Source organism: Streptomyces sp. NPDC031466, assembly GCF_055581265.1.
In genome coordinates this window covers 42149-66199 of the sequence record NZ_JBVIJT010000017.1, presented here as the reverse complement: position 1 = coordinate 66199, position 24051 = coordinate 42149, and the positions used below count along the sequence as shown (strand labels likewise).

Sequence of the window (24051 nt, the reverse complement as noted above, 5' to 3'; positions counted from 1 at the left end):
CCGGCCTCGCGAGCGGACCCGGATGCGGCGCGCTGAGCACCGCCATCGAACCTCGTGAGCGGGCCTGGACCTCGCCCACGTCCGGATGCGGCACGGAGAGCGCCGTGGCCATGGCGGGCGGCCCCACCGAACAGGACCCCCGCGACCCCTGGCCCCTGCTGCCCCTCCTGGTCGTCACGGCCGCCGCGTTAGTCCTCGGCACCGGCTTCTTCCAGGCCCTCACGGACCGGCACACGCCTTTCCCCGCCGGGGCGACCGGCTGGTCCCTCGCCGTCCTCACCGGCCTCATCGTCGGCCACCTCGTCGCCCTCGGCCGCGACCGCTGGTGGGGCGGCACGGGCTCCGGCGGGGCCCTCACCGTCGCCGTGCTCCTGCTGTACGGGTGGGTGCCCGCCGGCCTGGTCAGCATCACCGTCGTCGTCCTGGTCGGCGTCGCCCGCAGGCACCGCCGGCGCCAGGGCGTGCTGCACGGCGCGGTCGACATCCTCGGCATCGGCGCGGGCGCACTCACCCTGGCCGCGTTCGGCACCGCGCCGACCGCCGAGTCGCCCTGGCTCCCCGAGACCTGGGACCTGTACACCGCCCCCGAAGTGGCCCTGGTCGCCGTCGCCTACCTCGTCGTCACCCGCGTACTGCTCTGGTACGTCCACGCGCCGCGCACCGGCGCCCTGCCCACCGTCACCCGAACGGCCCTGGTCAGGCAGGGCCTTCTCGGCATCGCGCTGCTCGGCATCGCCCCGCTGATCTGCGTGGTGGCCGTCTCCCTGCCGATCCTGCTGCCGCTCTTCGCGATCCCGCTGGTCGCGCTCGACTCCACCCTGTGGATCGCCCGCGCCCGCGCCGAGGAGCAGCTCAGGGACCCGCTCACCGGACTGCCCAACCGGCAGTGGCTCCTCGAGCGGACCTGGACGGCCCTCGACGACGCCGAGCGGATCGGCGCGCGCTCCGCCCTGATGCTGATCGACATGGACCGCTTCCGGTCGGTGAACGACACCCTCGGCCATCTCGCCGGGGACCGATTGCTGCTGCAGATAGCGGACCGGCTCAGGCTCGCTCTCCCGCGCGGCGCCGAGGCGGCCCGCCTCGGCGGCGACGAGTTCGCCGTGCTGCTGCCCATCGCCGACTCCACCACGTCCGCCACGCGCGTGGCGCGGCAGCTGGTGGCCGCGCTCGGCTCACCGCTGGACCTCGACGGCCTCACCCTCGTCCTGGAGGCCAGCGCGGGCCTCGCCGTCTTCCCCGACCACGCGCTCGACGCGGAGGGCCTCCTGCGCCGCGCCGACGTGGCGATGTACCAGGCCAAGCGGGACCGCACCGGCGTCGAGGTGTACGAGTCCAAGCGGGACTCCAACACCCCGGACCGCCTCGGCCTGCTGGGGGACCTGCGCCGGGCGCTGGACGCGGGCGACGTCGAACTGCACTACCAGCCCAAGGTCCGCTTCGACGGCAAGGTCGCGGGCCTGGAGGCGCTGGTGCGCTGGGTGCACCCCGAGCGGGGGAAGGTGCCGCCGGACGAGTTCATCGCCATCGCCGAGTCCTCCGGACTCATGCCGCACCTGACCGAGTACGTCCTGGAGTCGGCCCTCGGCCAGGTGGCCAAGTGGCACGCCCAGGGCCTCAAGGTCCCGGTCGCCGTCAACGTCTCCCCGCGCGACGTCCACACGCCCGGTTTCGCCGGGTCCGTCGCGGCGCGCCTGGCCCGGCACGGGGTGCCCGCGGGGGCGCTCCAGCTGGAGATAACGGAACACGTGCTCCTGGAGGACCCGCAGCGCGCCGCGGACACCCTGGCCGGGCTCACCGGCCACGGGGTCAAGATGTCCCTCGACGACTTCGGCACGGGGTACTCCTCGCTGGTCCACCTGCGGCGGCTGCCCGTCAGCGAGCTGAAGATCGACCGCTCCTTCGTGGCCCGGCTCGCCATCGACGAGGAGGACGCGTCGATCGTCCGCTGCACGGTGGACCTCGCCCACTCGCTGGGCCTGCTCGTCGTCGCCGAGGGCGTCGAGGACGACGAGACGTGGGAGCGGCTGCGGGACCTCGGGTGCGACGCGGTCCAGGGGTGGCTGGTCGCCGCGGCGATGCCCCCGGAGGAGACGACCGCCTGGCTGCGGGCCCGCGGCTCACGCGGCTGGCGCCGCCCGGCAGACGTCGCGGCGGAGGCGGCGGCGCTCGCCGAGGGCTCCGACGTGGGGGAGTCCTCGGGGCACGTGGTCAAGTAGCCCCGCGGCACCGGCAGGCGACAGGCGGCGGGGCACCTCTCGAGGCGCGGTGAAGCGCCCCCGCGGTCGGCCGCGGGGAAACCGTTTAACGGCCACACCACCTCGACCCATAGGATTGGCCCCACAACCCGCAAACTCACCCCTGAGGATCGCCGCATGCCTGGCATCACGCGCGAGGAGGTCGCCCACCTCGCCCGCCTTGCACGTCTGGAGCTGAAGGCCGAGGAGCTCGACCACTTCGCCGGACAGCTCGACGACATCATCGGCGCGGTCGCCCGCGTCTCGGAGGTCGCCGACCAAGACGTACCGCCGACCTCGCACCCGCTGCCGCTGACCAACGTCATGCGCGCGGACGAGGTCCGTCCGTCGCTCACCCCCGAGCAGGCGCTCTCGGGCGCCCCGGCCCAGGAGCAGCAGCGTTTCAAGGTGCCGCAGATCCTGGGGGAGGACTAAGAACATGACGGACATCATCAAGCTCACCGCCGCCGAGATCGCCTCGAAGATCGCCTCCGGCGAGCTGACGGCCGTCGAGGTCACCGAGGCCCACCTGGCCCGTATCGACGCCGTCGACGAGAAGGTGCACGCCTTCTTGCACGTGGACCGCGAGGGCGCCCTCGCGCAGGCCCGCGCCGTCGACGAGAAGCGCGCCAGGGGCGAGAAGCTCGGCCCGCTGGCCGGCGTGCCCGTGGCGCTCAAGGACATCTTCACCACCGAGGGCATCCCGACCACGGTCGGTTCCAAGATCCTCGAAGGCTGGATCCCGCCGTACGACGCGACGGTCACCAAGAAGCTGAAGGCCGCCGACGTCGTCATCCTCGGCAAGACCAACATGGACGAGTTCGCCATGGGGTCCTCCACCGAGAACAGCGCCTTCGGCCCGACCGGCAACCCCTGGGACCTCACCCGCATCCCCGGCGGCTCCGGAGGCGGCTCGGCCGCCGCCCTCGCCGCCTACGAGGCCCCCCTGACCCTCGGCACGGACACCGGCGGCTCCATCCGCCAGCCCGCGGCCGTCACCGGCACGGTCGGCGTCAAGCCCACCTACGGCGGCGTCTCCCGCTACGGCATGGTGGCCTTCTCCAGCTCCCTGGACCAGGGCGGCCCCTGCGCCCGCACCGTCCTCGACGCGGCCCTGCTGCACGAGGCCATCGCCGGGCACGACGAGCTGGACTCGACGTCCATCGACGCCCCGGTCCCGCCGGTCGTCGAGGCGGCGCGCAACGGCTCCGTCCAGGGCATGCGCGTCGGTGTCGTCAAGCAGTTCCGCGGCGAGGGCTACCAGGCCGGTGTCGTCCAGCGCTTCGACGAGTCCGTCGAGCTGCTGAAGTCGCTGGGCGCCGAGATCGTCGAGCTGGACTGCCCCTCCTTCGACCTCGCCCTTTCGGCGTACTACCTGATCGCGCCCTCCGAGTGCTCCTCGAACCTCGCCCGGTTCGACGCGATGCGCTACGGCCTGCGCGTCGGGGACGACGGCACGAAGTCCGCCGAGGACGTCACCGCGCTCACCCGCGAGGCCGGCTTCGGCGACGAGGTCAAGCGCCGCATCATCCTGGGTACGTACGCGCTCAGCTCCGGCTACTACGACGCGTACTACGGAAGCGCCCAGAAGGTCCGCACGCTCATCACCCGCGAGTTCGAGGCGGCCTTCGAGCAGGTCGACGTGATCGTCTCCCCGACGACGCCGACCACGGCCTTCCCGATCGGGGAGCGCGCCGACGACCCGATGGCCATGTACCTGGCCGACCTGTGCACCATCCCGACCAACCTGGCGGGCAACTCCGCCATGTCGCTGCCCTGCGGTCTCGCGCCGGAGGACGGCCTGCCCGTCGGGCTGCAGATCATCGCCCCCGCCATGAAGGACGACCGCCTGTACAAGGTGGGCGCCGCCGTAGAGGCCGCCTTCGTGGAAAAGTGGGGGCACCCGCTGCTGGAGGAGGCACCGTCACTGTGAGCGCACTGAACAAGGCCAAGGGCTTCAAGAAGTCCAAGACCGGTACGTATCTGTCGATCGGCACCACCGCGTTCGGCGCGGTCTCCGTGCTCAAGCAGGCCAGGCTGGCCCGCACCGAACACGACACGCTCCGCCTCGTGGACGCCGTCGTCTCCGCCGCTGCCATCGCCACCGGCGTCGCGCTGCTCCTGCGGGAGCTCAAGCGCCTCGGCGACGACGACGTCCTGCTGGGCTGAGAGGGAAAGTTTCACCGTGACTGTCACTACCGACCTGGTGTCGTACGAGGAAGCCCTCGCGACGTACGACCCCGTCATGGGCCTCGAGGTCCATGTCGAGCTGGGCACCAAGACCAAGATGTTCTGCGGCTGCTCGACCACCCTCAAGCAGGGCGCGAACAGCCAGACCTGCCCGACCTGCCTCGGCCTGCCCGGCGCGCTGCCGGTCGTGAACGAGATCGGCGTCGAGTCCGCCATCAAGATCGGCCTCGCGCTGCACTGCGAGATCGCCGAGTGGTGCCGCTTCGCCCGGAAGAACTACTTCTATCCGGACATGCCGAAGAACTTCCAGACCTCCCAGTACGACGAGCCGATCGCCTTCAACGGCTATCTGGACGTCCAGCTGGAGGACGGCGAGGTCTTCCGCGTGGAGATCGAGCGCGCCCACATGGAGGAGGACACCGGCAAGTCCACCCACGTGGGCGGCGCGACGGGCCGTATCCACGGCGCCTCGCACTCGCTCCTGGACTACAACCGCGCCGGCATCCCGCTCATCGAGATCGTCACCAAGCCCATCGAGGGCGCGGGCGAGCGGGCCCCCGAGGTCGCCAAGGCGTACGTCGCCGAGCTGCGCGAGCTGATCAAGGCGCTCGGCGTCTCCGAGGCCCGCATGGACAAGGGCCAGATGCGCTGTGACGTGAACCTCTCGCTGCGCCCCAAGGGCCAACAGGAGTTCGGCACGCGCAGCGAGACGAAGAACGTCAACTCGCTGCGTTCCGTGGAGCGCGCCGCCCGCTTCGAGATCCAGCGCCACGCGGCGGTGCTCTCCTCCGGCGGCACGATCCTCCAGGAGACCCGCCACTTCCACGAGGAGGACGGCTCCACGACCTCCGGCCGCATCAAGGACAACGCCGAGGACTACCGGTACTTCCCGGAGCCCGACCTGGTCCCCGTGGCCCCCTCCCGGGAGTGGGTCGAGGAGCTGCGCGCCGGTCTCCCGGAGCTGCCGCGACTGCGCCGCAACCGGCTCCGCGAGGAGTGGGGCATCTCCGAGCACGACATGCAGTCGATCCTCAACGCCGACGCCATCGGCCCGATCGTCGCCACCATCAACGCGGGCGCGGACGCCGCGTCGGCCCGCAAGTGGTGGATGGGTGAGCTGGCCCGGCACGCCAACGAGCAGGGCGTGGACCTCGGCGCGCTGGCGATCACGCCGGAGCACGTCGCCCGCGTGACGGAGCTGGTCGCCGCGGGCGACCTGAACGACAAGCTGGCCCGCCAGGTCATCGAGGCCGTCCTGAAGGGCGAGGGCACGCCGGACGAGGTCGTCGAAAAGCGCGGCCTGAAGGTCGTCTCGGACGAGGGCGCGCTCACCGCCGCCGTCGACGAGGCCATCGCCGGCAACCCGGGCGTCGCGGACAAGATCCGCGGCGGCAAGGTCGCCGCGGCCGGGGCGCTGGTCGGCGCGGTCATGAAGGCCACCCGTGGCCAGGCCGACGCGGCCCGCGTCAAGGAGCTGATCCTGGAGAAGCTGGGCGTCAGCGAGGGCTGAGGCTCTCCACCGTCCGCGTGAGGGGGCGGCGCACCCGGCAGGGGCGCCGCCCCCTCACCCGTACCCGCAAGGCCCGGCGGGAGCACGGTCACCCGGTCCCGCGCGCTGCGAACGGCTCGAAGAACATGTGCTCCAACGGGTCCTGATCCGGGCGCAGTCCGGGAAAGCCGGCGGTGCCCGGTCCGTCGCCGCGCAGCCAGTTCAGCAGCGTCCCGGTGAAGTTCCCCGGCAGTGGCGGGCCCTGGTCGGCGTGCCGTGGATCGACGGCGACGCGCCACTGGTCGGGCTCGCCCTCGGCGCACCAGCCGATCACGTCCCCGTCGATGGTCGAGGCGAACGGCAGGAAGCCGCCGGGCTCGGGCCAGGCGGGCATGGGGTAGTACTGGGGGTGCGCCTCGCGCAGGGCGCGGTAGCCCTCCAGCATCTCCTCGGCGCCGGCCGCGAGCCCGAAGCGGCCCGCCAGGTCCAGGGGGGCGGGCATGTCCAGCCACCAGCTCCAGTTCCCCGCGCCGTACCGCTCGGTGAGGGCCATGAAGTCCGTGGGGAGCCGGGTACCGAGCCGGGCGAAGACCTGCTCCCACGTCCCGGTGCCCAGATGGGGCGTCAGGGGCGGGGGTATGAGCGCGGTGACCGCCGCCAGGCCCTCGCCCTCGGTGAGCGCGGCGTGCTGGCGCGCGTCCACGTACGTGCCCCGGGGCGGCGGGGCCCAGGGGCCGGCACCGGCCAGCGGCGCCCAGGCGTGGACGGCCACACCGTCCCGGGCGGCCGCGCTGTCGTGGACGGCCGCCGACAGCACGTCCAGCAACGGGACTTCGTACGACGCCCAGGGCTCGGCCTCACCGACGGCGATGGACGTGGTCAGGAGCACCACCGGCCACGCGTCCGGGTCCTTGGAGACCGAGGTGTCCCAGAACAGGTGGTCGCCGCCCGCCGTCGTGGCGAGGGCGAGGAGGCCGCCCTCTTCTGGCAGGAAGCGGCGCCGCTCCCGGGTGAACATGTTCGGCCGGATCGCGGAGTGACGGTGGGTCTCGACCACCCACGCCCCGTACTCATACCGCCCATCGGCGCTGACGCAGGGGGTGTGCAGGCGGATGGCCGCGGCGCCGCCACCTATCTCGACCGGGCCGTACGCCGACACCAGGGCCTTGTAGTCGGTCGGGAGCGGGACTTCCAGCCAGGCCTCCACGGCCGCCCAGTCGACGGCGGGCACGGCATCGGGCGGCGGCCCCAGCAGGTCCCTGAAGGCGGCGACGCGCTCGGTGATCTCCATGCCTCCGAGGATGGCACCCGCCACTGACAACGCCCCGAAAAGGGACATCGGGGCGCCGCCCGAGGGCCCCGCGTCCGGGACCTTTTGGACGTTCACCCCGACTTCGTCCCTCCGCCTTCACAAGGAAACCGGACGTCACTAGCGTCCCCGCCGAAGAGATCAATGGATCAGCGGAGAACCATTGACGCCGGCCAGGGCAACAGGGCCAGGACTACTGGGAGGTCACACGTGACTCCGGAGATTTCGCGCAGACGCCTGATGGCGGTCGGCGGCGGCGCGCTCGGTGCGGCCGCCGCCGGTTCCTTCCTGCCGCCCTCGCTGCAGGAGGCGCTCGCGCACGAGCCGCCGCGGGGCGGTGGCCTCGACTCGATCGAGCACGTCGTGATCCTGATGCAGGAGAACCGTTCCTTCGACCACTACTTCGGCTCGCTGCGCGGGGTGCGCGGCTTCGGCGACCGCAACGCCATCCGGCTGCCGAGCGGTACGTCCGTGTTCGAACAGCCCGACGCCTCGCGCACCGTCCTGCCCTTCCCCGTCCGCGAGGCCGCCAGGACGCAGCGCAAGGACCTCCAGTACATCGGCGACCTGGACCACTCCTGGGGCGGCGGCGCCAAGGCCTGGCACGGCGGCTGGATGGACGGCTGGGTCACCGCCAAGACGGCGGCCACCATGGCGTACTACACGCGCGAGGACATCCCGCTGCACTACGAACTCGCCGACACCTTCACCGTCTGCGACGCCTACCACTCCTCCATCCACACCTCCACCAGCCCCAACCGCAACCACCTGTGGAGCGGCAGGACGGGTTACGAGGCGAACGGCAAGCGGGCCGTCGGCAACGACGCGTACGCCGAGGGCACCCACCCCGGATACGGCTGGGGCACGTACGCCGAACGCCTGGAGAAGGCGGGCGTGAGCTGGCGGACGTACACGGAGTGGGAGAACTTCACCGACAACCAGATCGAGTTCTTCACCACCTTCAAGGCCATCGCCCGCAAGGCCCTGGCCAAGACCGGCCTCACCTACATGGAGGCCTTCTACGCCAAGGTGCGCGACGCCGCGGACGAGACCGCGCGCGCCGAGCTGCTCGCCACCCTGGAAGAGGGGGTGGCCACGCTGAGCAAGCACGAGCGGTCGCTGTTCGAGCGCGGCCTGCGGCGGGTGCCGACCGGGAAGCTCGCCGAGGAGTTCGCCAAGGACGTCGCGGGCGGCAAGCTGGCGCACGTCACCTATCTGGTGCCTTCCGCGCTGGATTCCGAGCACCCCAGCGTCTCCTCGCCGATCCACAGCGCGACCATCGTCTACAAGATCCTCGACGCGCTCGCCTCCCACCCCGAGGTGTGGCGCCGTACCGCCGTGTTCATCAACTACGACGAGAACGACGGCTTCTTCGACCACGTCCCGCCGCCCGTGCCCGGCGGCGAATCGCCCGAGGAGAAGGAGGAGCGCTGGGAAGGCAGGCCGACCGGGCTCGGCGTGCGCGTGCCGATGCTCGTCGTCTCGCCGTGGACCGTCGGCGGCTACGTCTGCTCCGAGGTGTTCGACCACACCTCCGTCGTGCGCTTCCTGGAGAAGTGGACCGGCGTGCGGGAGCCCAACATCAGCGCCTGGCGGCGCAAGGTCACCGGTGACCTCACCGGCGCCTTCGACTTCCGGCGCGCCCACCGCCGCCCGGACGTCGAGCGGCCGGGCCCCATCCCGGCCTTCACCGGACGCTGGCGGCCGCAGCCGCCCCTGGAGCAGTCCATGCCGGTCCAGGAGCCCGGCGTCCGGCGCGCCCGCCCGCTGCCGTACCAGCCCGACGCGGACGCGCGGCCCGGCGAGGACGGCTCGCTCACCGTGCGGCTGCGCAACGGCGGCAGCTCCAGCGCGCACTTCGCGCTCTACCCCTACGCCGGCGAGTTCCCCCTCCCGCAGCACCAGGACGTCGTCCGCAAGGGCTCCTGGACGGTGCCGGTGCCGGGCGGCACGTACTCCTTCACCGTCACCGGGCCGAACGGCTTCCGGCGCGAGTTCGCGGGCGGCAAGCCGGGCAGCACCGGCCAGGACGGTGGCGCGCGGCTCGCCTCCGCGATCACCCGCCGCGAGATCCACCTCACCCTCGCCAACCGCGGCCGCCGCGAGCTGGTCTTCACGGTCAAGCCGCTCGGCTACGTGGACGAGGACGACCTCAGGCGCCGCACCCGCACCGTCCGCGTCAAGGCGGGCGGCAGCCGCACCGTCGCCTGGCACACCGACGACGAGCACGGCTGGTACGACGTGGAGGTCACCGCCGACCGCGACACCGCCTTCCGCCGCCGCCTCATGGGCCACATCGAGAACGGTCGGGCGAGCGTCTCGGGCTGACGACCGGCACGCACGGGTGCGCGGAGCGTTCCGGAGACCTCCGCGCACCCCTTGTGCCCTTGTGAGGAAGGCCACGAAACGGACAAAGGATCTTCCGAGGCTGTCAAGGTGTTCCCGGCGCTCATACCGCCCTTCAAGTGTTCTTTGCGGGCTGTTCAGTTGATTCACTGCTGTTCCCGATAAAGATCCACGAATCACCCAGGGAGCCAGTACGTGGCAGCACTCGCACGGTGGTGCGTCAGGCACCGCCTTCTCGCCGTCCTGCTCTGGCTCCTCGCGCTCGGCGGCGCCGCGAGTGCCGCGGCCGTCGCCGGGTCCGCGTACTCCAACGACTACGAGGTCCCCGGCACCGAGTCCGGCCGGGCGGCCCAGCTCCTGGACAAGGCGTTCCACGGCCTCGGTGGCGACAGCGACACCGTCGTCTGGCACACCGGCCCCGGCGCCTCGGTCCGTGCCGCCGACGTCGAGCGGACCATGTCCGCGACCCTGGACAAGATCGCCGAACTGCCCGCCGTGGCCTCGGTGACCGGCCCCTACGACCCGCGGGGCGCGAGCCAGATCAGCCCGGACGACCGCACCGCCTACGCCACCGTCACCTTCCGGGAACAGGCCGACAAGGTCGAGACGGCGCAGGCGCAGGCGGTCGTCGACACGGCCGAGGCCGCCGAGTCCGACGAACTCCAGGTCGAGCTGGGCGGCACCGCCATCGGGCTCACCGAGTCCAAGAACGCCGAGGTCGCCGAGATCATCGGGGTCGGCGTCGCCGCCGTCGTCCTCTTCCTCGCCTTCGGCTCGCTCGCCGCCTCCGCCCTGCCCATCGCGACCGCCCTGGTGTCCGTCGGCACCGCCTACGCGGGCATAGTGCTGCTCGGCCATGTGATGACCGTCGCCGACTTCGCCCCGATGCTCGGCACGCTCATCGGCCTGGGCGTCGGCATCGACTACGCCCTGTTCATCGTCACCCGGCACCGCAAGGGCCTCAGACGCGGCCTGCCCGTGGCCGAGGCGGCCGAGCGTGCCGTCGCCACCACCGGGCGCGCCGTCGTCTTCGCCGGCGCCACCGTCTGCATCGCCCTGCTCGGCATGCTCATACTGCGGCTCGGCTTCCTCAACGGCGTCGCGATCGCCGCCTCGCTGACCGTCGTCCTCACCGTCGCCGCGTCCGTGACCCTGCTGCCGGCGCTGCTCTCCTGGATCGGGCCGCGCGCCCTCAGCCGCCGCGAGCGCCGCGCACTGGCCGAACACGGGCCGCAGCCGGAGCTGCCGACCGGGCTCGCCGCCCGCTGGGCCGCCTTCGTGGAACGCCACCCGAAGCTCCTCGGCGGTGTCGCGGTCCTGGTCATGGCCGTGCTCGCGCTGCCCACCCTCACCCTGCACCTGGGCACGTCCGACCAGGGCAACAACCCGGCCACCGCCACCACCCGGCAGGCCTACGACCTGCTCGCCGACGGCTTCGGGCCCGGTGTCAACGGCCCTCTGACCCTGGTCAGCGAGGTCTACGGCGCGGGCGACCGCAACGCCCTGACCGACCTCGGCACGACGCTGGCATCGACCGAGGGCGTCGCCTCCGTGAGCCCGGTGACGTACGACGAAGCCGGCCGCACGGCCTTCCTCACCGTCCTGCCCGACACCTCCCCGCAGTCCGGGACGACCAGCGACCTCGTCGACCGGCTGCGCGAGGACGTGCTGCCCGCGGCCGAGGCGGACAGCTCGCTGGACGTGGCGGTCGGCGGGGTCACCGCCGGCTACGACGACTTCGCGGAGATCATCGTCGCGAAGCTGCCGCTCTTCGTGGGCGTCGTGATCGGCCTCGGCTGCGTCCTGCTCCTGCTCGCCTTCCGCTCCCTCGGCATCCCGCTGAAGGCCGCCGCGATGAACGTCGCCGCCGTCGCCTCCGCGTTCGGGATCGTCGTCACGGTCTTCCAGTGGGGCTGGGGGAGCGAGCTGCTCGGGCTCGGCAGGGCCGGGCCGATCGAGCCTTTCCTGCCCGTGATCATGGTCTCCGTCCTCTTCGGGCTCTCCATGGACTACCAGGTGTTCCTGGTCAGCCGCATGTACGAGGAGTGGCTGGAGACCGGCGACAACCGGCGCGCGGTGCGGGTGGGCCTCGCCGAGACGAGCCGCGTGATCAACTCCGCGGCGGTGATCATGATTTCGGTCTTCCTCGCCTTCGTCCTCAGCGGCGACCGGGTCATCGCGATGTTCGGCATCGCCCTCGCGGCGGCCGTCGCGCTCGACGCCTTCGTCCTGCGGACCCTGCTGGTCCCCGCGCTCATGCACCTGCTCGGCAACGCCAACTGGTGGCTGCCGCGCCGCCTGGACCGCCTGCTGCCGCGCATCAGCATCGAGCCGCCCGAATGTCGCTCGAACCCGCGCGACGCGCGTGCGAAGATCCCCGGACGGCGTGTGCCCCACGCGCCACCTGTGGACGTGAGTGGATCCGAGGAGCGGGATGTTCACGATATCGCTGGGCGACGACGCTGAGCTGCGGCCCATCGAACCCTGGCAGGCCCGGGAGTTCTTGGCGCACGTGGAGCGGGCCCGGGAGTACGCCGGGCCCTGGGTGCCCTTCACCGTGACCGTCCAGGACCTCGACAGCGCGCGGGAGCACCTCCAGCGGTACGCCGACAAGCAGGCCGCCGACACCGGGCGCCTCTACGGCATCTGGCTGGCGGGCACGCTCGTCGGCGGCGTGCTCTTCCGGATCTTCGACACCGGTACCGAGAGCTGCGAGCTGGGCGTCTGGCTGGAGCCCTCGGCCGCCGGGCGCGGACTGGTCAACAAGGCCTCCCGGATCGTCGTCGACTGGGCCGTCGAGGAACGGGGCATGCACCGCGTCGAGTGGCTGGTCTCCTCCCGCAACGACCGCAGCAAGGCCGCCGCCGCGCGGCTCGGCTTCACCCGGGACGGCGTGCTGCGGGAGAGCTTCCCCTGGCAGGGAGTGCGCCACGACATGGAGGTGTGGTCGGTGCTCGCACCCGAGTGGCGGGCGGCCCGGGACACCGCCGCGCCCGTCGGCGGCGTTCGTTAAGACGGCTCTCAGACTGCGTCCGTACGGTGCGGCGCATGGGTACAAAGACGCAGGACGCGGCCGGGGCCAAGGACGCCACCGGGACCGAGGAAGTGACCGGGCCCGACGAGGCGACCGGGGCCGGGAAGGCGGCCCCGCCCGTCCCGGCGGGGAACGCCGCGACCGCCGAGTACGACACCGCCGACGTCGAAGGGGCGGTTGATCCCGAGGCGGAGGGGGCCGCCGACCCCGAGGCGGAAGGTGCCGCCGAGACCGTCCCCACGCCCGGTAAGGCCGCCGGGGTGGGCCAGGGCGCCGCCGCCGTCGTCTCCGCCGCCCTCGGCGTGATCGGCCTCTCCGGCGGCTGGCTCGGCACGGTCGCCGCGGCCCGCTCCAACATCGTGGGGCAGTTGGAGACGGCCCGGTCCGCGAACGTCGCCGACCAGATCCAGGCCCTGTACGGCGACTCCTGGAAGATCACCGCGCTGATCGCCGGCATCTTCGCCCTCACCGCCCTGGTCACCGGCTTCGTGGTCCTCGTCAGGCCCGCGTTCGGCACCCCCGGCCAGGAGCAGGCACCGTGGATCAAGTCCGTGGCATGGGCGGGCGTCGTGCTCGGCGTGATCGGGCTGATCCTCGCCGTCGCCAAGTACACGGACCTGCTGCTCGGCCTCCCGTCGGCACCTTCCTGAGGCGCGTACGGAGGACATGGGCACCGGATAAGGCAGGGGCGGGTCAGGGGCTAAGGCCCCCGGCCCGCCCCTCGCCGCGTCTAAGGCCCCCCGCCCCTCGCAGATGCGGCACTCGCCCGATGTGAGGGACCCCCCTGGGAGAAGAAAGTAGAGACATCGCAGAGAGCGATGGGAAAGCCGATCACCCAAGGGGTACGAGATGTTCGAGTACGAGATGCACCAGCTCCGCGCCGCCGACCTCACCCGCCAGGCCGACCGGGGCCGCCTGCTCGCCGAGGCCCGCAAGAACCGCGCCGCCGCCCGTCGAGCGGCCCGCCAGGACGCGGAGGGGCGGGTGAACGCACACATGTGGAGGGCCCGCTTCACCCGGGCCGCCTGAGGTGGACCGGCCCCTGACCTGGTCCACCCAGCGAAAATGGGGTGCCGCACCGTCCGCGCACTGTGCGATGCTCGCGGGCGTGGAAACCAGGTCCGTGAGCCCGGTGTTCGTCGGTCGCACCGACGAACTGGCCGTATTGAACGAAGCACTCGCCCGCGCCACGGGCACCCCGCTCCAAGGAGCCGGGGGCCCGGGCACGGGCGAGCCGCAGGCATTGCTGCTCGGCGGCGAGGCAGGCGTCGGAAAGACCCGCCTCGTCGAGGAGTTCACGGCGGCCGCCGAGCAACAGGGCGCCGTCGTCGCACTCGGCGGCTGCGTGGAGATCGGGGCCGACGGCCTGCCGTTCGCCCCCTTCTCCACCGCCCTGCGCGCCCTGCGCCGCCGGCTCCCCGACGAACTGGCCGCGGCGGCCGAGGGCCAGGAGGAGGAACTGGCCCGCCTCCTGCCGGAATTGGCGGGCGCCGCCCCGCACGGCCGCGACTTCCGGGCCACCCGGTCCGACGAACAGGACATGGCGCGGCTGTTCGAGCTGACCGCCCGCCTCCTGGAGCGCCTCTCCCGCGAACGCACCGTCATCGTCGCCCTGGAGGACCTGCACTGGGCCGACGCCTCGACCCGCCACCTCCTCGCCTACCTCTTCCGCACCCTGCGCGGCGGCCGCCTCGTCCTGCTCGCCACCTACCGCGCCGACGACATCCACCGCCGCCACCCACTGCGCCCCCTGCTCGCCGAGCTGGACCGGCTGCGCACGGTCCGGCGCGTCGAACTCGGCCGCTTCAGCAAGGACGAGGTCGCCCGGCAGATGGCCGGCATACTCTCCGCCGAGCCCGAACAGGCCCTGGTGGACGACATATTCGACCGCTCCGACGGCAACGCCTTCTTCGTCGAGGAACTCGCGGTCGCCGCCGCGGGCGGCAGCTGCGCGGGCCTCACCGACTCCCTGCGCGACCTGCTCCTCGTCCGCGTCGAGGAACTCCCCGAGGACACCCAGCGGGTGGCGCGGATCGTCGCCGAGGGCGGCTCGACCGTCGAGTACGAACTGCTCGCCGAGGTCGCCGGACTCGGCGAGGACGACCTGATCGAGGCGCTGCGCGCCGCCGTCGGCGCCAACATCCTGCTCGCCTCACCGGAGGGCGACGGCTACCGCTTCCGCCACTCCCTGGTCCGCGAGGCCATCAGCGACGACCTGCTGCCCGGCGAGCGCTCCCGCATCAACCGCCGCTTCGCCGAGGCCCTGGAGGCCGATCCCGGGCTCGTCGCCGCCGACCAGCGCGCCGCCCGCCTCGCCAGCTACTGGTACCACGCGCACGACGCCGCCAAGGCCCTGCCCGCCGTCCTGCGCGCCTCCGTGGAAGCCCGCCGCCGGCACGCCTACGCCGAGCAACTGCGCCTGCTGGAGCGGGCGATGGAGCTGTGGGACGACGCCCCCGACGCCGTACGCGAGGAACTGCGCCCCGCCGACTACGTCGAGGGCTACCCCGCCTGCGGCTGCGACCCCGCCACCACCCCGCTGCGCTTCTTGGACCTGATGGCCGAGGCCACCGTCGCCGGGCGCCTGTGCGGCGAACGCGACCGCGCCCTGAAGATCACCAAGCGCGCCCTGCGGCTGCTGGAGGGCGACGACGACCCGCTGCGGGCCGCCTGGTTCTGGGTCTCGCGCTCCCGCCTCGTCTCCACCCTCGGCCGCGGCGACGGCTGGGACGAGATCGCCAAGGCCCAGGAGCTGATGCGCGGCCTGCCGCCCTCCGAGGTGCACGCGGACGTGCTCGTCCACCGCGCCTCCTGGGGCATGCTGCACGACCCGGGCCCCGAGACGCTCGCCGCCGCCGAACGGGCCGTCGAGTACGCCCGCATGGTCAAGGCCGACACCATTGAACTGAACGCCCGGCTCACCCGCGGCAACCTCCTCATCGAGGCGGGCGACCCGGAGAGCGGCCTCGCCGAGATGTACGAGGTCAGGGACCGCGTCGTCGAACAGGGCCTGGTCACCGACCTCAGCCGCGCCCACATCAACCTCCCCTCCGCCCTGGAGGGCGCCGGCCGTTCCGCCGAGTCCGTGAAGGTCTCGATGGAGGGAATCGAGTTCTGCCGGAAGTACGGCCTGGTGGACACCGAGGGCTGGGTGTGGGCCAACGCCGCCGAGTCCCTCATCACCCTCGGCCGCTGGGACGAGGCCACCGAGGCCGTCGCCCAGACGTACCGCCGTGTGCAGAGTTCCAAGCCCCGGGGCTCCGCCGCCCAGTGCTCCGCGCGCATGGCGCTCTTCCGCGGCGACCTCGACGCCGCCATCCGGCACCTCCAGACCGCCTGCCACCACTACGGCAGCCACGACCCGCAGCCGCAGTACATCCTGCCGCTGGCCCGCATCTCCCTGGGCATCGCGGCGGCCGAGGGCCGCGTCCTGGACGGCCGCGCCGAGCTGGAGCGCGCCCTCGCCACCGGCTTCCCCGTCGGCACCCACCGCTACGGCTGGCCCCTGCTGCTCGCCGCCGCCACCATGGAGGCCGACGCCCGCGGCCTGCCCGCCGCCGAACCCGGCCGCCCCGCCGTCATCGCACACATCCGCGCCGCCGCCAAGGCCCTCGCCACCCCCCTTCCGCTCTGGCGGGCCTACGACGAGTGGACCCGCGCCGAGCTACTGCGCTCCGAGGGCCGCGACGGCTGTGCCGACTGGTCCGCCGTGGTCGCCGCCGTCGAAGTGCTCGACCGCCCCTACGACCTCGCCCGCGTCCGGCTGCGCCTCGCCGAGGCCCTGCTGGCCCCGGACGGCACCGACCGCGAGCGCGCCGCCCAGCTCCTGCGCCAGGCCGGGGAGGTGGCGCATGGCCTCGGCGCGCGACCGCTCATGGAGGCGATCACCGGCCTCGCCCAACGGGCCCGCCTCACCCTGAACCCCGCCGAGGCCGTGCCCGCCGACGCACCGGCCGACCCCGCCGAGGCGCTCGGGCTGACCAGCCGCGAGCGGGACGTCCTGCGGCTCGTCGCGGTGGGCCGCAGCAACCGCCAGATAGCCGAGGAACTCTTCATCTCCCCCAAAACGGCGAGCGTCCACGTCTCCAACATCCTCGCCAAGCTGTCCGTCACCGGCCGGGGCGAGGCGGCGGCCCTCGCCCACCGGCTGCGCCTGTTCCCGCCCGCGAGCCGGGTCTGACCTGCGCCTTTCGGCTCCCGGCCGGTTCAAGGCGGCCTCACTTACGCTTGACGACAGGAACTCGGCTCACAGGAGGCGCAGTGTTCAACGCGATCGAGGCGCTGTTCGCGCCGGGACGCAAGCACACCGACGACGAGCAGAAGCGTCTGGAGATGACCCGGGTCGACCTCGCCGACGGCGACCCGGGGCGCGGACCGATCGACCTGTCGTCCGGCAAGGTGGTCGTCAAAGCCCCTGTGCCCGCGCCCCGCGCGGACGACACCCCGACGACGGACGACCGGACAGCCGACGCGGACCGAGCGGACTGAGCCACCCCGCTCACCCCGCTCGCCCCCGGAGCGAGGCCCCCCGCGGCCCGCGACGTCACTCCACCTCCACTTCCAGGATCCTGTCGTCGCCCTTCTTCGGCGTGCCCCGCGAGTCCGTCTCGCTCGTGACGAGCCACAGCTTGTCGCCGCCCGCCGAGAGCACCGTGCGCAGCCGGCCGTGCTCGCCCTTGAGGAAGGACTGCGGCTCCGGCTCACCCGCCACGCCCCGCACCGGGACGCGCCACAGCCGCTCGCCGCGCAGGCCCGCCAGCCAGATCGACCCCTCGGCGTAGGCGACACCGCTCGGTGAGGCCTCGGAGGTCTTCCACTGGGCCACCGGATCGCGGAAGCCCTTCTCGCCGCCCCTGCCCTCGGCCTTCGGCCAGCCGTAGTTGCCGCCGGCCTTGATCTCGTTCAGCTCGTCCCAGGTGTCCTGGCCGAACTCCGAGGCCCACAGCCGCTTCTGTTCGTCCCAGGCCAGACCCTGCACATTGCGGTGGCCCAGCGAGTAGACGGGAGAGCCGTCGAAGGGGTTTCCGGGGGCGGGCTCCCCGTCCGGGGTGAGCCGCAGGATCTTGCCGCCGAGCGACTTCTCGTCCTGCGCCAGATCCGTGTCGCCGGTCTCGCCCGCACCCGCGTACAGCATCTTGTCCGGACCGAAGGCGATCCGGCCGCCGTTGTGGATCATGCCCTTGGGGATGCCCTTGAAGACCGTGTCGGGCGCCCCGAGTTGCTCGCCCTGGGGCTTCTTCTCGTCGTAGAGCAGCCGGGCGACACGGTTGTCGGACTCGGTGGTGAAGTACGCGTACACCATGTGGTCCGAGGCGTACGAAGGGGAGAGCGCGAGGCCCATCAGGCCGCCCTCGCCACCGGGGGAGACGCCCGGCACCGCGCCCAGCTCCGTCTTCTTGCCCGTGGTGGCGTCCACCCGGGTGATCGTCCCCTCGTCGCGCGAGGAGACCAGGAGGTCCCCGCCGGGCAGCGCGGCGAGACCCCACGGGGAGGCGAGGCCCGTGGTGAGAGTGCGGGTGACCTTCGCGGAGCCCTTCGCCGCAGGGGGCTCGGCGCCCGGCCCGCCGGTCGGTGACGTGCTCGGGCTCCGCCTTCCGGCCGGGCTCTCGCGGTGGTCGGTCCCGTCCTTGCCCCCGGACGAACAGCCGGCCGCGAGGACGAGGGTGGCAGCGGTCAACACGGCCGTGACAGCGGGTCGTTGCACGATCAGGGTCCCTTCTACGCAGCGCTTTCCCCGTTCATACACCGCTCGTGCCCCGCGGGATCCCATTGCGCCGCACGGGAGGGCGCGCGGCGCGCGGACCGCCGTCGCCCGCGCCCTCAGTCCCACGACCCCAGCGCCGCCGGCAGCGCCTCGATGTCCGCCAGGTCCGCCGAGGTCAGCCGCACCCCGGCCGCCCCCGCGTTCTCCACCGCCCAGCGCGCGCGCTTGGCCCCGGGGATCGGGACCACGTGCCGCCCCTGGGCGAGCACCCACGCGAGCGCCACCTGCGCCGGGGTCGCCCCGTGCCGCTCCGCGACCCGGCGCAGCCCCACCACCAGCGGCTGGTTGGCCGCCATCATCTCGGCGGTGAAGCGGGGGTGGCGGGCCCGCAGGTCGTCCGGTTCGAAGCCCTGGCCGGGTGTCAGCGTCCCGGTGAGGAAACCATTCCCCAGCGGCATCGCGGCGAGGAACCCCACCCCCCGCGCCACGCACCACGGCAGCAGCTCGTCCAGCGCCTCGGGCGACCACACCGACAGTTCGGCCTCGACCGCGCTCACCGGAAAGACCTGCTGGACGCGCTCCAACTGGCGGATCGTCACCTCGTGCAACCGGGCCGGGGGCCGTCCCGCGACCGTTCGCCGATGGGCCCGGGCCCCCACCGCGCACAGCCCGAGAGCCCGCACCTTCCCGGCGGCGACCAGCTCGGCCATGGCGCCCCACGTCTCCTCGATGGGCACCTCGGGGTCGGCGCGGTGCAACTGGTAGAGGTCGATGGTGTCGATCTGGAGCCGCCGCAGCGAGGCGTCGCAGGCCCGCTTGACATAGGCCGGGCGGCCGTTGGCGACGATGTGCTGCTCGCCCACCAGCAGCCCGCACTTGGTCGACACGAACGCCTCGGCCCGCCGCTCCCGGAGCACCCGGCCGACCAACAGCTCGTTGGTGAAGGGCCCGTACATGTCCGCGGTGTCCAGGAGCGTCACCCCGGGGCCCGCGGCGCCGGTGGTGTCCAATGCGGCGTGCACGGTGCGCAGCGACGCGTCGCCGCGCTGCCGCGAGCCGGTGTATGCCCAGCTCATCGGCATGCAGCCAAGTCCGACGGCGCCCACTTCGAGCGCCCCCGCGCCGATCGTCCTGCGCTCCACCTGCCCGTACCCTCCCACTCCCCGTCCGGAGATCACCCAAACTAGCCGCTGGCGCCCGGCGCCCGACCGCGGCCTCCCCACGGACGGCACATGACCTGGCGCATTAGCCTCCAGGGCATGACGACAGACGTATGGCTTCCGTTCGAAGCAGACGAGATCCAGGGCCTGCCCGACGCGTCGAAGGCCGGGTTCGACTACCGCCACTGGGACGGCGGCGCGGACTTCCCCGCCGACCCGGCCGACTGCGTCTTCTACGCGGTGCCCTACATGAAGGCCGCCGAGATCGCCGTGCGCCCCCTGCCCGCGATGACCTCGCTGCGCGTCGTGCAGACCCTGACCGCCGGCATCGACCACGTGCAACCCGGGCTCCCGCGGCTGGCGCCCGGCGTGCAGGTGTGCAACGCCCGAGGGGTGCACGAGGCCAGCACCGCCGAACTCGCCCTCACCTTGATCCTCGCGTCGCTGCGCGGTGTCCCGCGCTTCGTCGAGGGACAGCGGCGCCAGGAGTGGCGGTCCGGTTTCTACCCGGCGCTCGCCGACAAGTCCGTGCTCATCGTGGGCCACGGAGCCATCGGTTCCGCCGTCGAGGACAGGCTCACCCCCTTCGAGTGTGCGCGGGTGGCGCGCGTCGCGCGCTCTGCCCGTGACACAGAGCGCGGCCCCGTGCATCCGCTCACCGAGCTGCCCGCCCTGCTGCCCGAGGCCGACGTCGTCGTGCTCTGCACGCCCCTCACCGAGGACACCCGGGGCCTGGTGGACGCCGGTTTCCTGGCCCGCATGAAGGACGGCGCGCTGCTCGTGAACGTCGCCCGCGGCCCGGTGGTCGACACCGCGGCGCTCCTCGCCGAACTGGAGTCCGGCCGCTTGATCGCCGCCCTCGACGTGACCGACCCGGAACCGCTGCCCGCAGGTCACCCGCTGTGGCACGCTCCTGGAGTGCTCATCAGCCCGCACGTGGGCGGCTCCACGTCCGCCTTCCTGCCCCGCGCCCACCGTCTGCTCGCCGCGCAACTGACCCGGTTCGCCGAGGGCCGCCCTCTTGACAACGTCGTGCATCGGACGGCCGGTTGATCGTCTGAGGCCGTTCCGCGCACGCTACGCGCTCGTATATGTGCGCCCCGTGTTCACTTGCCCTCGGGCGGTCACGCAGCGTAGAGGTGCTATGTCCCTGCGTGACGGGCCTGGTGTATCGTCCCGACTGGGGATGCGCCGTGGACCATGCGGCGCCGGGGATGGGGACATCAGACTGCGAGGGGGGCGACAGGTGATGTACGGCCTATGGGCGGACGATCCGACGCGGCGGGAAAGCCGCCGCCGACTCTCACGTACCCCCTCCCGCGAGCGCGGGAGCGGCGACAGCCGCACGAGCGGCCGGAAGCGCGGGCGGCAGTGCCCGTGCTCTCCCGGCCGCCGCGGGGGCCGGACGGACCCGGGGCGGGCGCGGAGCGGAGCGGTCCGGTGAGCGCCCCGCCGAGCACCACCGTGCTGGAAGCGGGCCTCTCCTCGGCCCCGCGGCCCCCGAGGGCGCCGTCGGCCCGCCGCCCCGTGCCGGACGGTGGCGGACTCGCCCCCCAGTTCGCGCTGCTGCTGATCTGCTGCGCGTACGCCATGGGCTCCGCGATCGGCTGGGGATCACACCGACTCGCGCTGTTCATGGGCGACTTCGGGCTGAGCATCGCGGCGGCGGTCGCCGCCGTCTCCTGCTTCCGCTACTCCCGCACGCGGCGCAGCCGCTTCCGGCCCGCGTGGCTGCTCTTCGCCCTCTCCTCCGCCATGGCCTCCCTCGGCAACGCCGTCTGGGGCTGGTACGAGGTCGTGCTCCAGCAGGAGGTGCCGAGCCCCGGCCTCGCCGACCTGTTCTTCCTGTGCTTCGCCCCGCCCGCCATCATCGGCCTGCTCGTGCTGGCCAAGCGGCCGGTGACGAAGGCGGGCTGGGGCTGCCTCGCCCTCGACTCCTGGCTGATCGGGGGCTCGCTCCTCACGCTCTCCTGGAGTCTGGCCCTCGCGCACACCGCGCAGTTCGAGGGGCAGAGCGTCGCCCACGCCGCGCTCTCGCTCGCCTACCCGCTCCTGGACATCGCGCTGGTCAGCATGGTCCTCGCGCTGCACTTCAGGCGCTCGCCCGCCAACCGCACGGCGGTCAACACCGCGATCGGCGCGCTCGCCCTGACCGTCATGTGCGACGCGCTGTTCACCTCCCCGCTGCTGCACGCGAGCTACCGCTCGGGCCAGCTGCTGGACGCCGGCTGGTTCACCGGCTCGCTCCTGCTCGCCTACGCCCCCTGGACCGCGCCCTGGCAGGCGCGCGGCGCGGACGGGCCAGGCCCCGCGCAGGCGGGGGACGACAGCGGGCCCGAGGACGCGCGGACCGCGGCGACCCGGCCGATCGCGGGCTCGCTCGCCGCCCTCACGCCGTATCTCGCCGCCGCCGTCTGCACGTTGGGGATCCTCTACAACGTACTGAGCGGGCGCAGCGTCGACCGCGTGGTGCTCTTCACGGCCGGCACCGTCGTGCTCGCCCTCGTCGCACGCCAGGGCATCATGCTCCTGGACAACATCACCCTCACCCAGGAACTGGCCCAGAAGGAGAACCACTTCCGCTCCCTGGTCCAGGGCTCCAGCGACGTCATCATGATCGCCGCGCCGAACGGCATCCTGCGGTACGTGAGCCCGGCCGCCGCCGGGGTCTACGGCCGCGAGGCCGAGGAACTGGTGGGTTCCGAACTCGCTTCGCTCATACACCCCGAGGACCTCGGCAGAGTCGTCCACGAGGTCCGCAGGTTCCTCGCCGCCAACCCCGTCGAGGAGCCCACCACCCGCATCGAGTGCCGCTTCAGGTCCGGGACCGGCGACTGGCTGAACGTGGAGTCCACCGTCAACCGCCACCACGGCGGTCTGATCTTCAACAGCCGAGACGTCACCGAACGCGTGCGCCTCCAGGCGCAGTTGCAGCACAACGCCGAGCACGACCCGCTCACCGACCTGCCCAACCGCGCCCTGTTCACCCGGCGCGTGAGCCAGGCCCTGACCGGGCGCAGAGTGACCGACCGCGGCACGGCCGTGCTCTTCATCGACCTGGACGGCTTCAAGGCGGTCAACGACACCATCGGCCACCAGGCCGGCGACGAACTGCTCATCCAGGCGGCACGCCGACTCCAGGAGGCGGTGCGCTCGGGCGACACCGCGTCCCGGCTCGGCGGCGACGAGTTCGCGGCCCTCATCGTCGGCGACGGCACCAGGGACCAGACCGCCAGGGAGCAGCACATCTACGAACTCGCCGACCGGCTGAGAATCACCCTCTCCCAGCCGTACGCCATCGACGGCAACGACGTGCGCGTCGCCGCCTCCATCGGTGTGGCCTTCGCCGAACCGGGCATCGGGGCGGGCGAGCTGCTGCGCAACGCCGACCTCGCGATGTACCGCGCCAAGGCGGCGGGCAAGGGGCGCGTGGAGCTGTACGCCCCCCAGATGCAGGCCGACGTCGTCCGCAAGGCGCAGCTCGCCACCCGGCTGCGCTCGGCCCTGCACGAGGGTGAGTTCGCGCTGCTCCACCAGCCGGTGGTCTCCCTCGACGACGGCCGGATCACGGCGGTCGCCGCACAGGCCCGCTGGCGCTCGGCCCAGGGCATCCTCTTCACGCCGGCCGAGTTCCTGCGGGTGTCGGAGAACGGCGGCAGGGACGCCGGGCACGGCAGGGAGGGCGACCGCGCGGCCGAGCTGGGCCGCTGGATGCTCGAAGAGGCCGTGGCGCAGGCTGCCGAGCGCGGTGCCACGGGCCACGCGGTGCCGGTGGCCGTCCGTATGAGCGCACGCCGCCTCCTGGACCGCTCCATGCCCCTCGGCTCCATCGAGGCGCTCCTGACCCGGTACGGGCTGCCCTCCGGGGCGCTCATCATCGAGCTGGCCGACAGCGACCCCCGGGTCCCGCTGGACGACCTGGAGCGCCGGCTGACGGCCCTGCGCAGACTCGGTGTCCGCATCGCCCTGGACGGCTTCGGCAGCGGCTACGCCGCGATCACGGCGCTGCGCCGGCTCCCCGTCGACGTACTGAAGCTGGACCGGGGTCTGATCGAGGGCGTCGTGGAGTCCGCGCGGTTGCACAAGATCACCGCCGGTCTGCTGCGCATCGCGAACGACCTCGGGCTGCTCTCGGTGGCCGACGGTGTCGACCTGCCCGAACAGGTGGTCGCCCTGCGTGCGATGGGCTGCACACACGGGCAGGGCATGGCCTTCTCCGGGCCTCTCGACGAGTACCGGCTGCGCAGGGCCCTGACACTGGGGGAGTACCCGGTGCCGCGCGGTCCGGCCGAGCCGGTGCTCGCGGGCGGCCCCCCGGGGGCGTTCGTGAGCGGTGTCCCGGGCGTCTACGCCGGCGCGCCCTCAGGAGGGTTCACCGGCGGCCCGGCGGGGCCCTACGCGGGCGGTGCGGCGGGCGCCTACGCCGGAGGTCCCACGACCTTCACGGGCGGCCCCTCGGCCTACGCCCGTTCACATAATGAGACCCCCGTCCCACCTACTTGACACACCCTGCGTGCCGGGGGGAGGGTCAATGCCATGCGCACCCGAATTCTCGTACTTGGAAAGCGCGTCGGCTGAAGCT

Annotated in this window: 17 protein-coding genes; 14 read left to right on the top strand and 3 right to left on the bottom strand. The window is 72.7% G+C overall.

Going from position 1 to position 24051, the window contains the following annotated elements:
* Positions 1-110: 110 nt before the first annotated feature.
* The 5 genes from ACZ5GP_RS32980 (at position 111) to gatB (ending at position 5937) form a co-directional block, all read left to right on the top strand.
* Positions 111-2219, top strand: coding sequence for a putative bifunctional diguanylate cyclase/phosphodiesterase (locus ACZ5GP_RS32980; protein WP_468754391.1), 2109 nt, complete (start codon positions 111-113; stop codon positions 2217-2219).
* A gap of 156 nt (positions 2220-2375) precedes the next feature.
* Positions 2376-2672, top strand: a complete 297-nt coding sequence (gene gatC / locus ACZ5GP_RS32975; protein WP_010984178.1) for an Asp-tRNA(Asn)/Glu-tRNA(Gln) amidotransferase subunit GatC — start codon at positions 2376-2378, stop codon at positions 2670-2672.
* Between the two features lie 4 nt (positions 2673-2676).
* A complete protein-coding gene (gene gatA / locus ACZ5GP_RS32970; RefSeq protein ID WP_468754339.1) occupies positions 2677-4170 on the top strand; it encodes an Asp-tRNA(Asn)/Glu-tRNA(Gln) amidotransferase subunit GatA in 1494 nt (497 codons plus the stop codon).
* The gene (locus ACZ5GP_RS32965; protein ID WP_358579402.1) at positions 4167-4406 is read left to right on the top strand and encodes a hypothetical protein; all 240 of its coding nucleotides are present in this window, start codon (positions 4167-4169) and stop codon (positions 4404-4406) included. The genes gatA and ACZ5GP_RS32965 overlap by 4 nt, the downstream gene beginning before the upstream one ends.
* A gap of 16 nt (positions 4407-4422) precedes the next feature.
* The gene (gene gatB, locus ACZ5GP_RS32960; protein WP_468754338.1) at positions 4423-5937 is read left to right on the top strand and encodes an Asp-tRNA(Asn)/Glu-tRNA(Gln) amidotransferase subunit GatB; all 1515 of its coding nucleotides are present in this window, start codon (positions 4423-4425) and stop codon (positions 5935-5937) included.
* Between the two features lie 88 nt (positions 5938-6025).
* On the opposite strand, the gene ACZ5GP_RS32955 is transcribed toward gatB, so the two are convergent.
* Positions 6026-7207 carry an SMI1/KNR4 family protein gene (locus tag ACZ5GP_RS32955; RefSeq protein ID WP_468754337.1) on the bottom strand — a complete coding sequence of 394 codons (1182 nt, stop codon included), beginning with the start codon at positions 7205-7207 and terminating at the stop codon, positions 6026-6028.
* A 228-nt stretch (positions 7208-7435) separates the two neighbouring features.
* On the opposite strand from ACZ5GP_RS32955, the gene ACZ5GP_RS32950 reads away from it, so the two are divergent.
* The 7 genes from ACZ5GP_RS32950 (at position 7436) to ACZ5GP_RS32920 (ending at position 17093) form a co-directional block, all read left to right on the top strand.
* Positions 7436-9553, top strand: a complete 2118-nt coding sequence (locus ACZ5GP_RS32950; protein WP_468754336.1) for a phosphocholine-specific phospholipase C — start codon at positions 7436-7438, stop codon at positions 9551-9553.
* Positions 9554-9766: 213 nt separating this feature from the next.
* Positions 9767-12037: an MMPL family transporter gene (locus tag ACZ5GP_RS32945; protein ID WP_468754335.1), complete on the top strand. Its 2271-nt coding sequence runs from the start codon at positions 9767-9769 to the stop codon at positions 12035-12037.
* Positions 12006-12584 (top strand): GNAT family N-acetyltransferase, encoded by a 579-nt coding sequence (locus tag ACZ5GP_RS32940; RefSeq protein ID WP_468754334.1) that lies wholly within the window; start codon positions 12006-12008, stop codon positions 12582-12584. The genes ACZ5GP_RS32945 and ACZ5GP_RS32940 overlap by 32 nt, the downstream gene beginning before the upstream one ends.
* 35 nt (positions 12585-12619) lie before the next feature.
* Positions 12620-13255 carry a hypothetical protein gene (locus tag ACZ5GP_RS32935; RefSeq protein WP_468754333.1) on the top strand — a complete coding sequence of 212 codons (636 nt, stop codon included), beginning with the start codon at positions 12620-12622 and terminating at the stop codon, positions 13253-13255.
* A 199-nt stretch (positions 13256-13454) separates the two neighbouring features.
* On the top strand, positions 13455-13634 hold the full coding sequence (locus tag ACZ5GP_RS32930; RefSeq protein WP_468754332.1) for a hypothetical protein: 180 nt from the start codon (positions 13455-13457) through the stop codon (positions 13632-13634).
* 67 nt (positions 13635-13701) lie between these two features.
* Positions 13702-16785 (top strand): helix-turn-helix transcriptional regulator, encoded by a 3084-nt coding sequence (locus tag ACZ5GP_RS32925; protein ID WP_468754331.1) that lies wholly within the window; start codon positions 13702-13704, stop codon positions 16783-16785.
* Positions 16786-16865: 80 nt separating this feature from the next.
* On the top strand, positions 16866-17093 hold the full coding sequence (locus tag ACZ5GP_RS32920; RefSeq protein ID WP_468754330.1) for a DUF6191 domain-containing protein: 228 nt from the start codon (positions 16866-16868) through the stop codon (positions 17091-17093).
* 55 nt (positions 17094-17148) lie between these two features.
* Here ACZ5GP_RS32920 and ACZ5GP_RS32915 read toward each other — a convergent pair whose 3' ends face one another.
* Both ACZ5GP_RS32915 and ACZ5GP_RS32910 read right to left on the bottom strand, forming a co-directional pair.
* On the bottom strand, positions 17149-18309 hold the full coding sequence (locus ACZ5GP_RS32915; RefSeq protein WP_468754329.1) for a PQQ-dependent sugar dehydrogenase: 1161 nt from the start codon (positions 18307-18309) through the stop codon (positions 17149-17151).
* 116 nt (positions 18310-18425) lie between these two features.
* A complete protein-coding gene (locus tag ACZ5GP_RS32910; protein WP_468754328.1) occupies positions 18426-19451 on the bottom strand; it encodes an aldo/keto reductase in 1026 nt (341 codons plus the stop codon).
* Between the two features lie 117 nt (positions 19452-19568).
* On the opposite strand from ACZ5GP_RS32910, the gene ACZ5GP_RS32905 reads away from it, so the two are divergent.
* The gene (locus tag ACZ5GP_RS32905; RefSeq protein ID WP_468754327.1) at positions 19569-20522 is read left to right on the top strand and encodes a 2-hydroxyacid dehydrogenase; all 954 of its coding nucleotides are present in this window, start codon (positions 19569-19571) and stop codon (positions 20520-20522) included.
* 387 nt (positions 20523-20909) lie between these two features.
* Positions 20910-23972 carry a putative bifunctional diguanylate cyclase/phosphodiesterase gene (locus ACZ5GP_RS32900; RefSeq protein ID WP_468754326.1) on the top strand — a complete coding sequence of 1021 codons (3063 nt, stop codon included), beginning with the start codon at positions 20910-20912 and terminating at the stop codon, positions 23970-23972.
* Positions 23973-24051 lie beyond the last annotated feature (79 nt).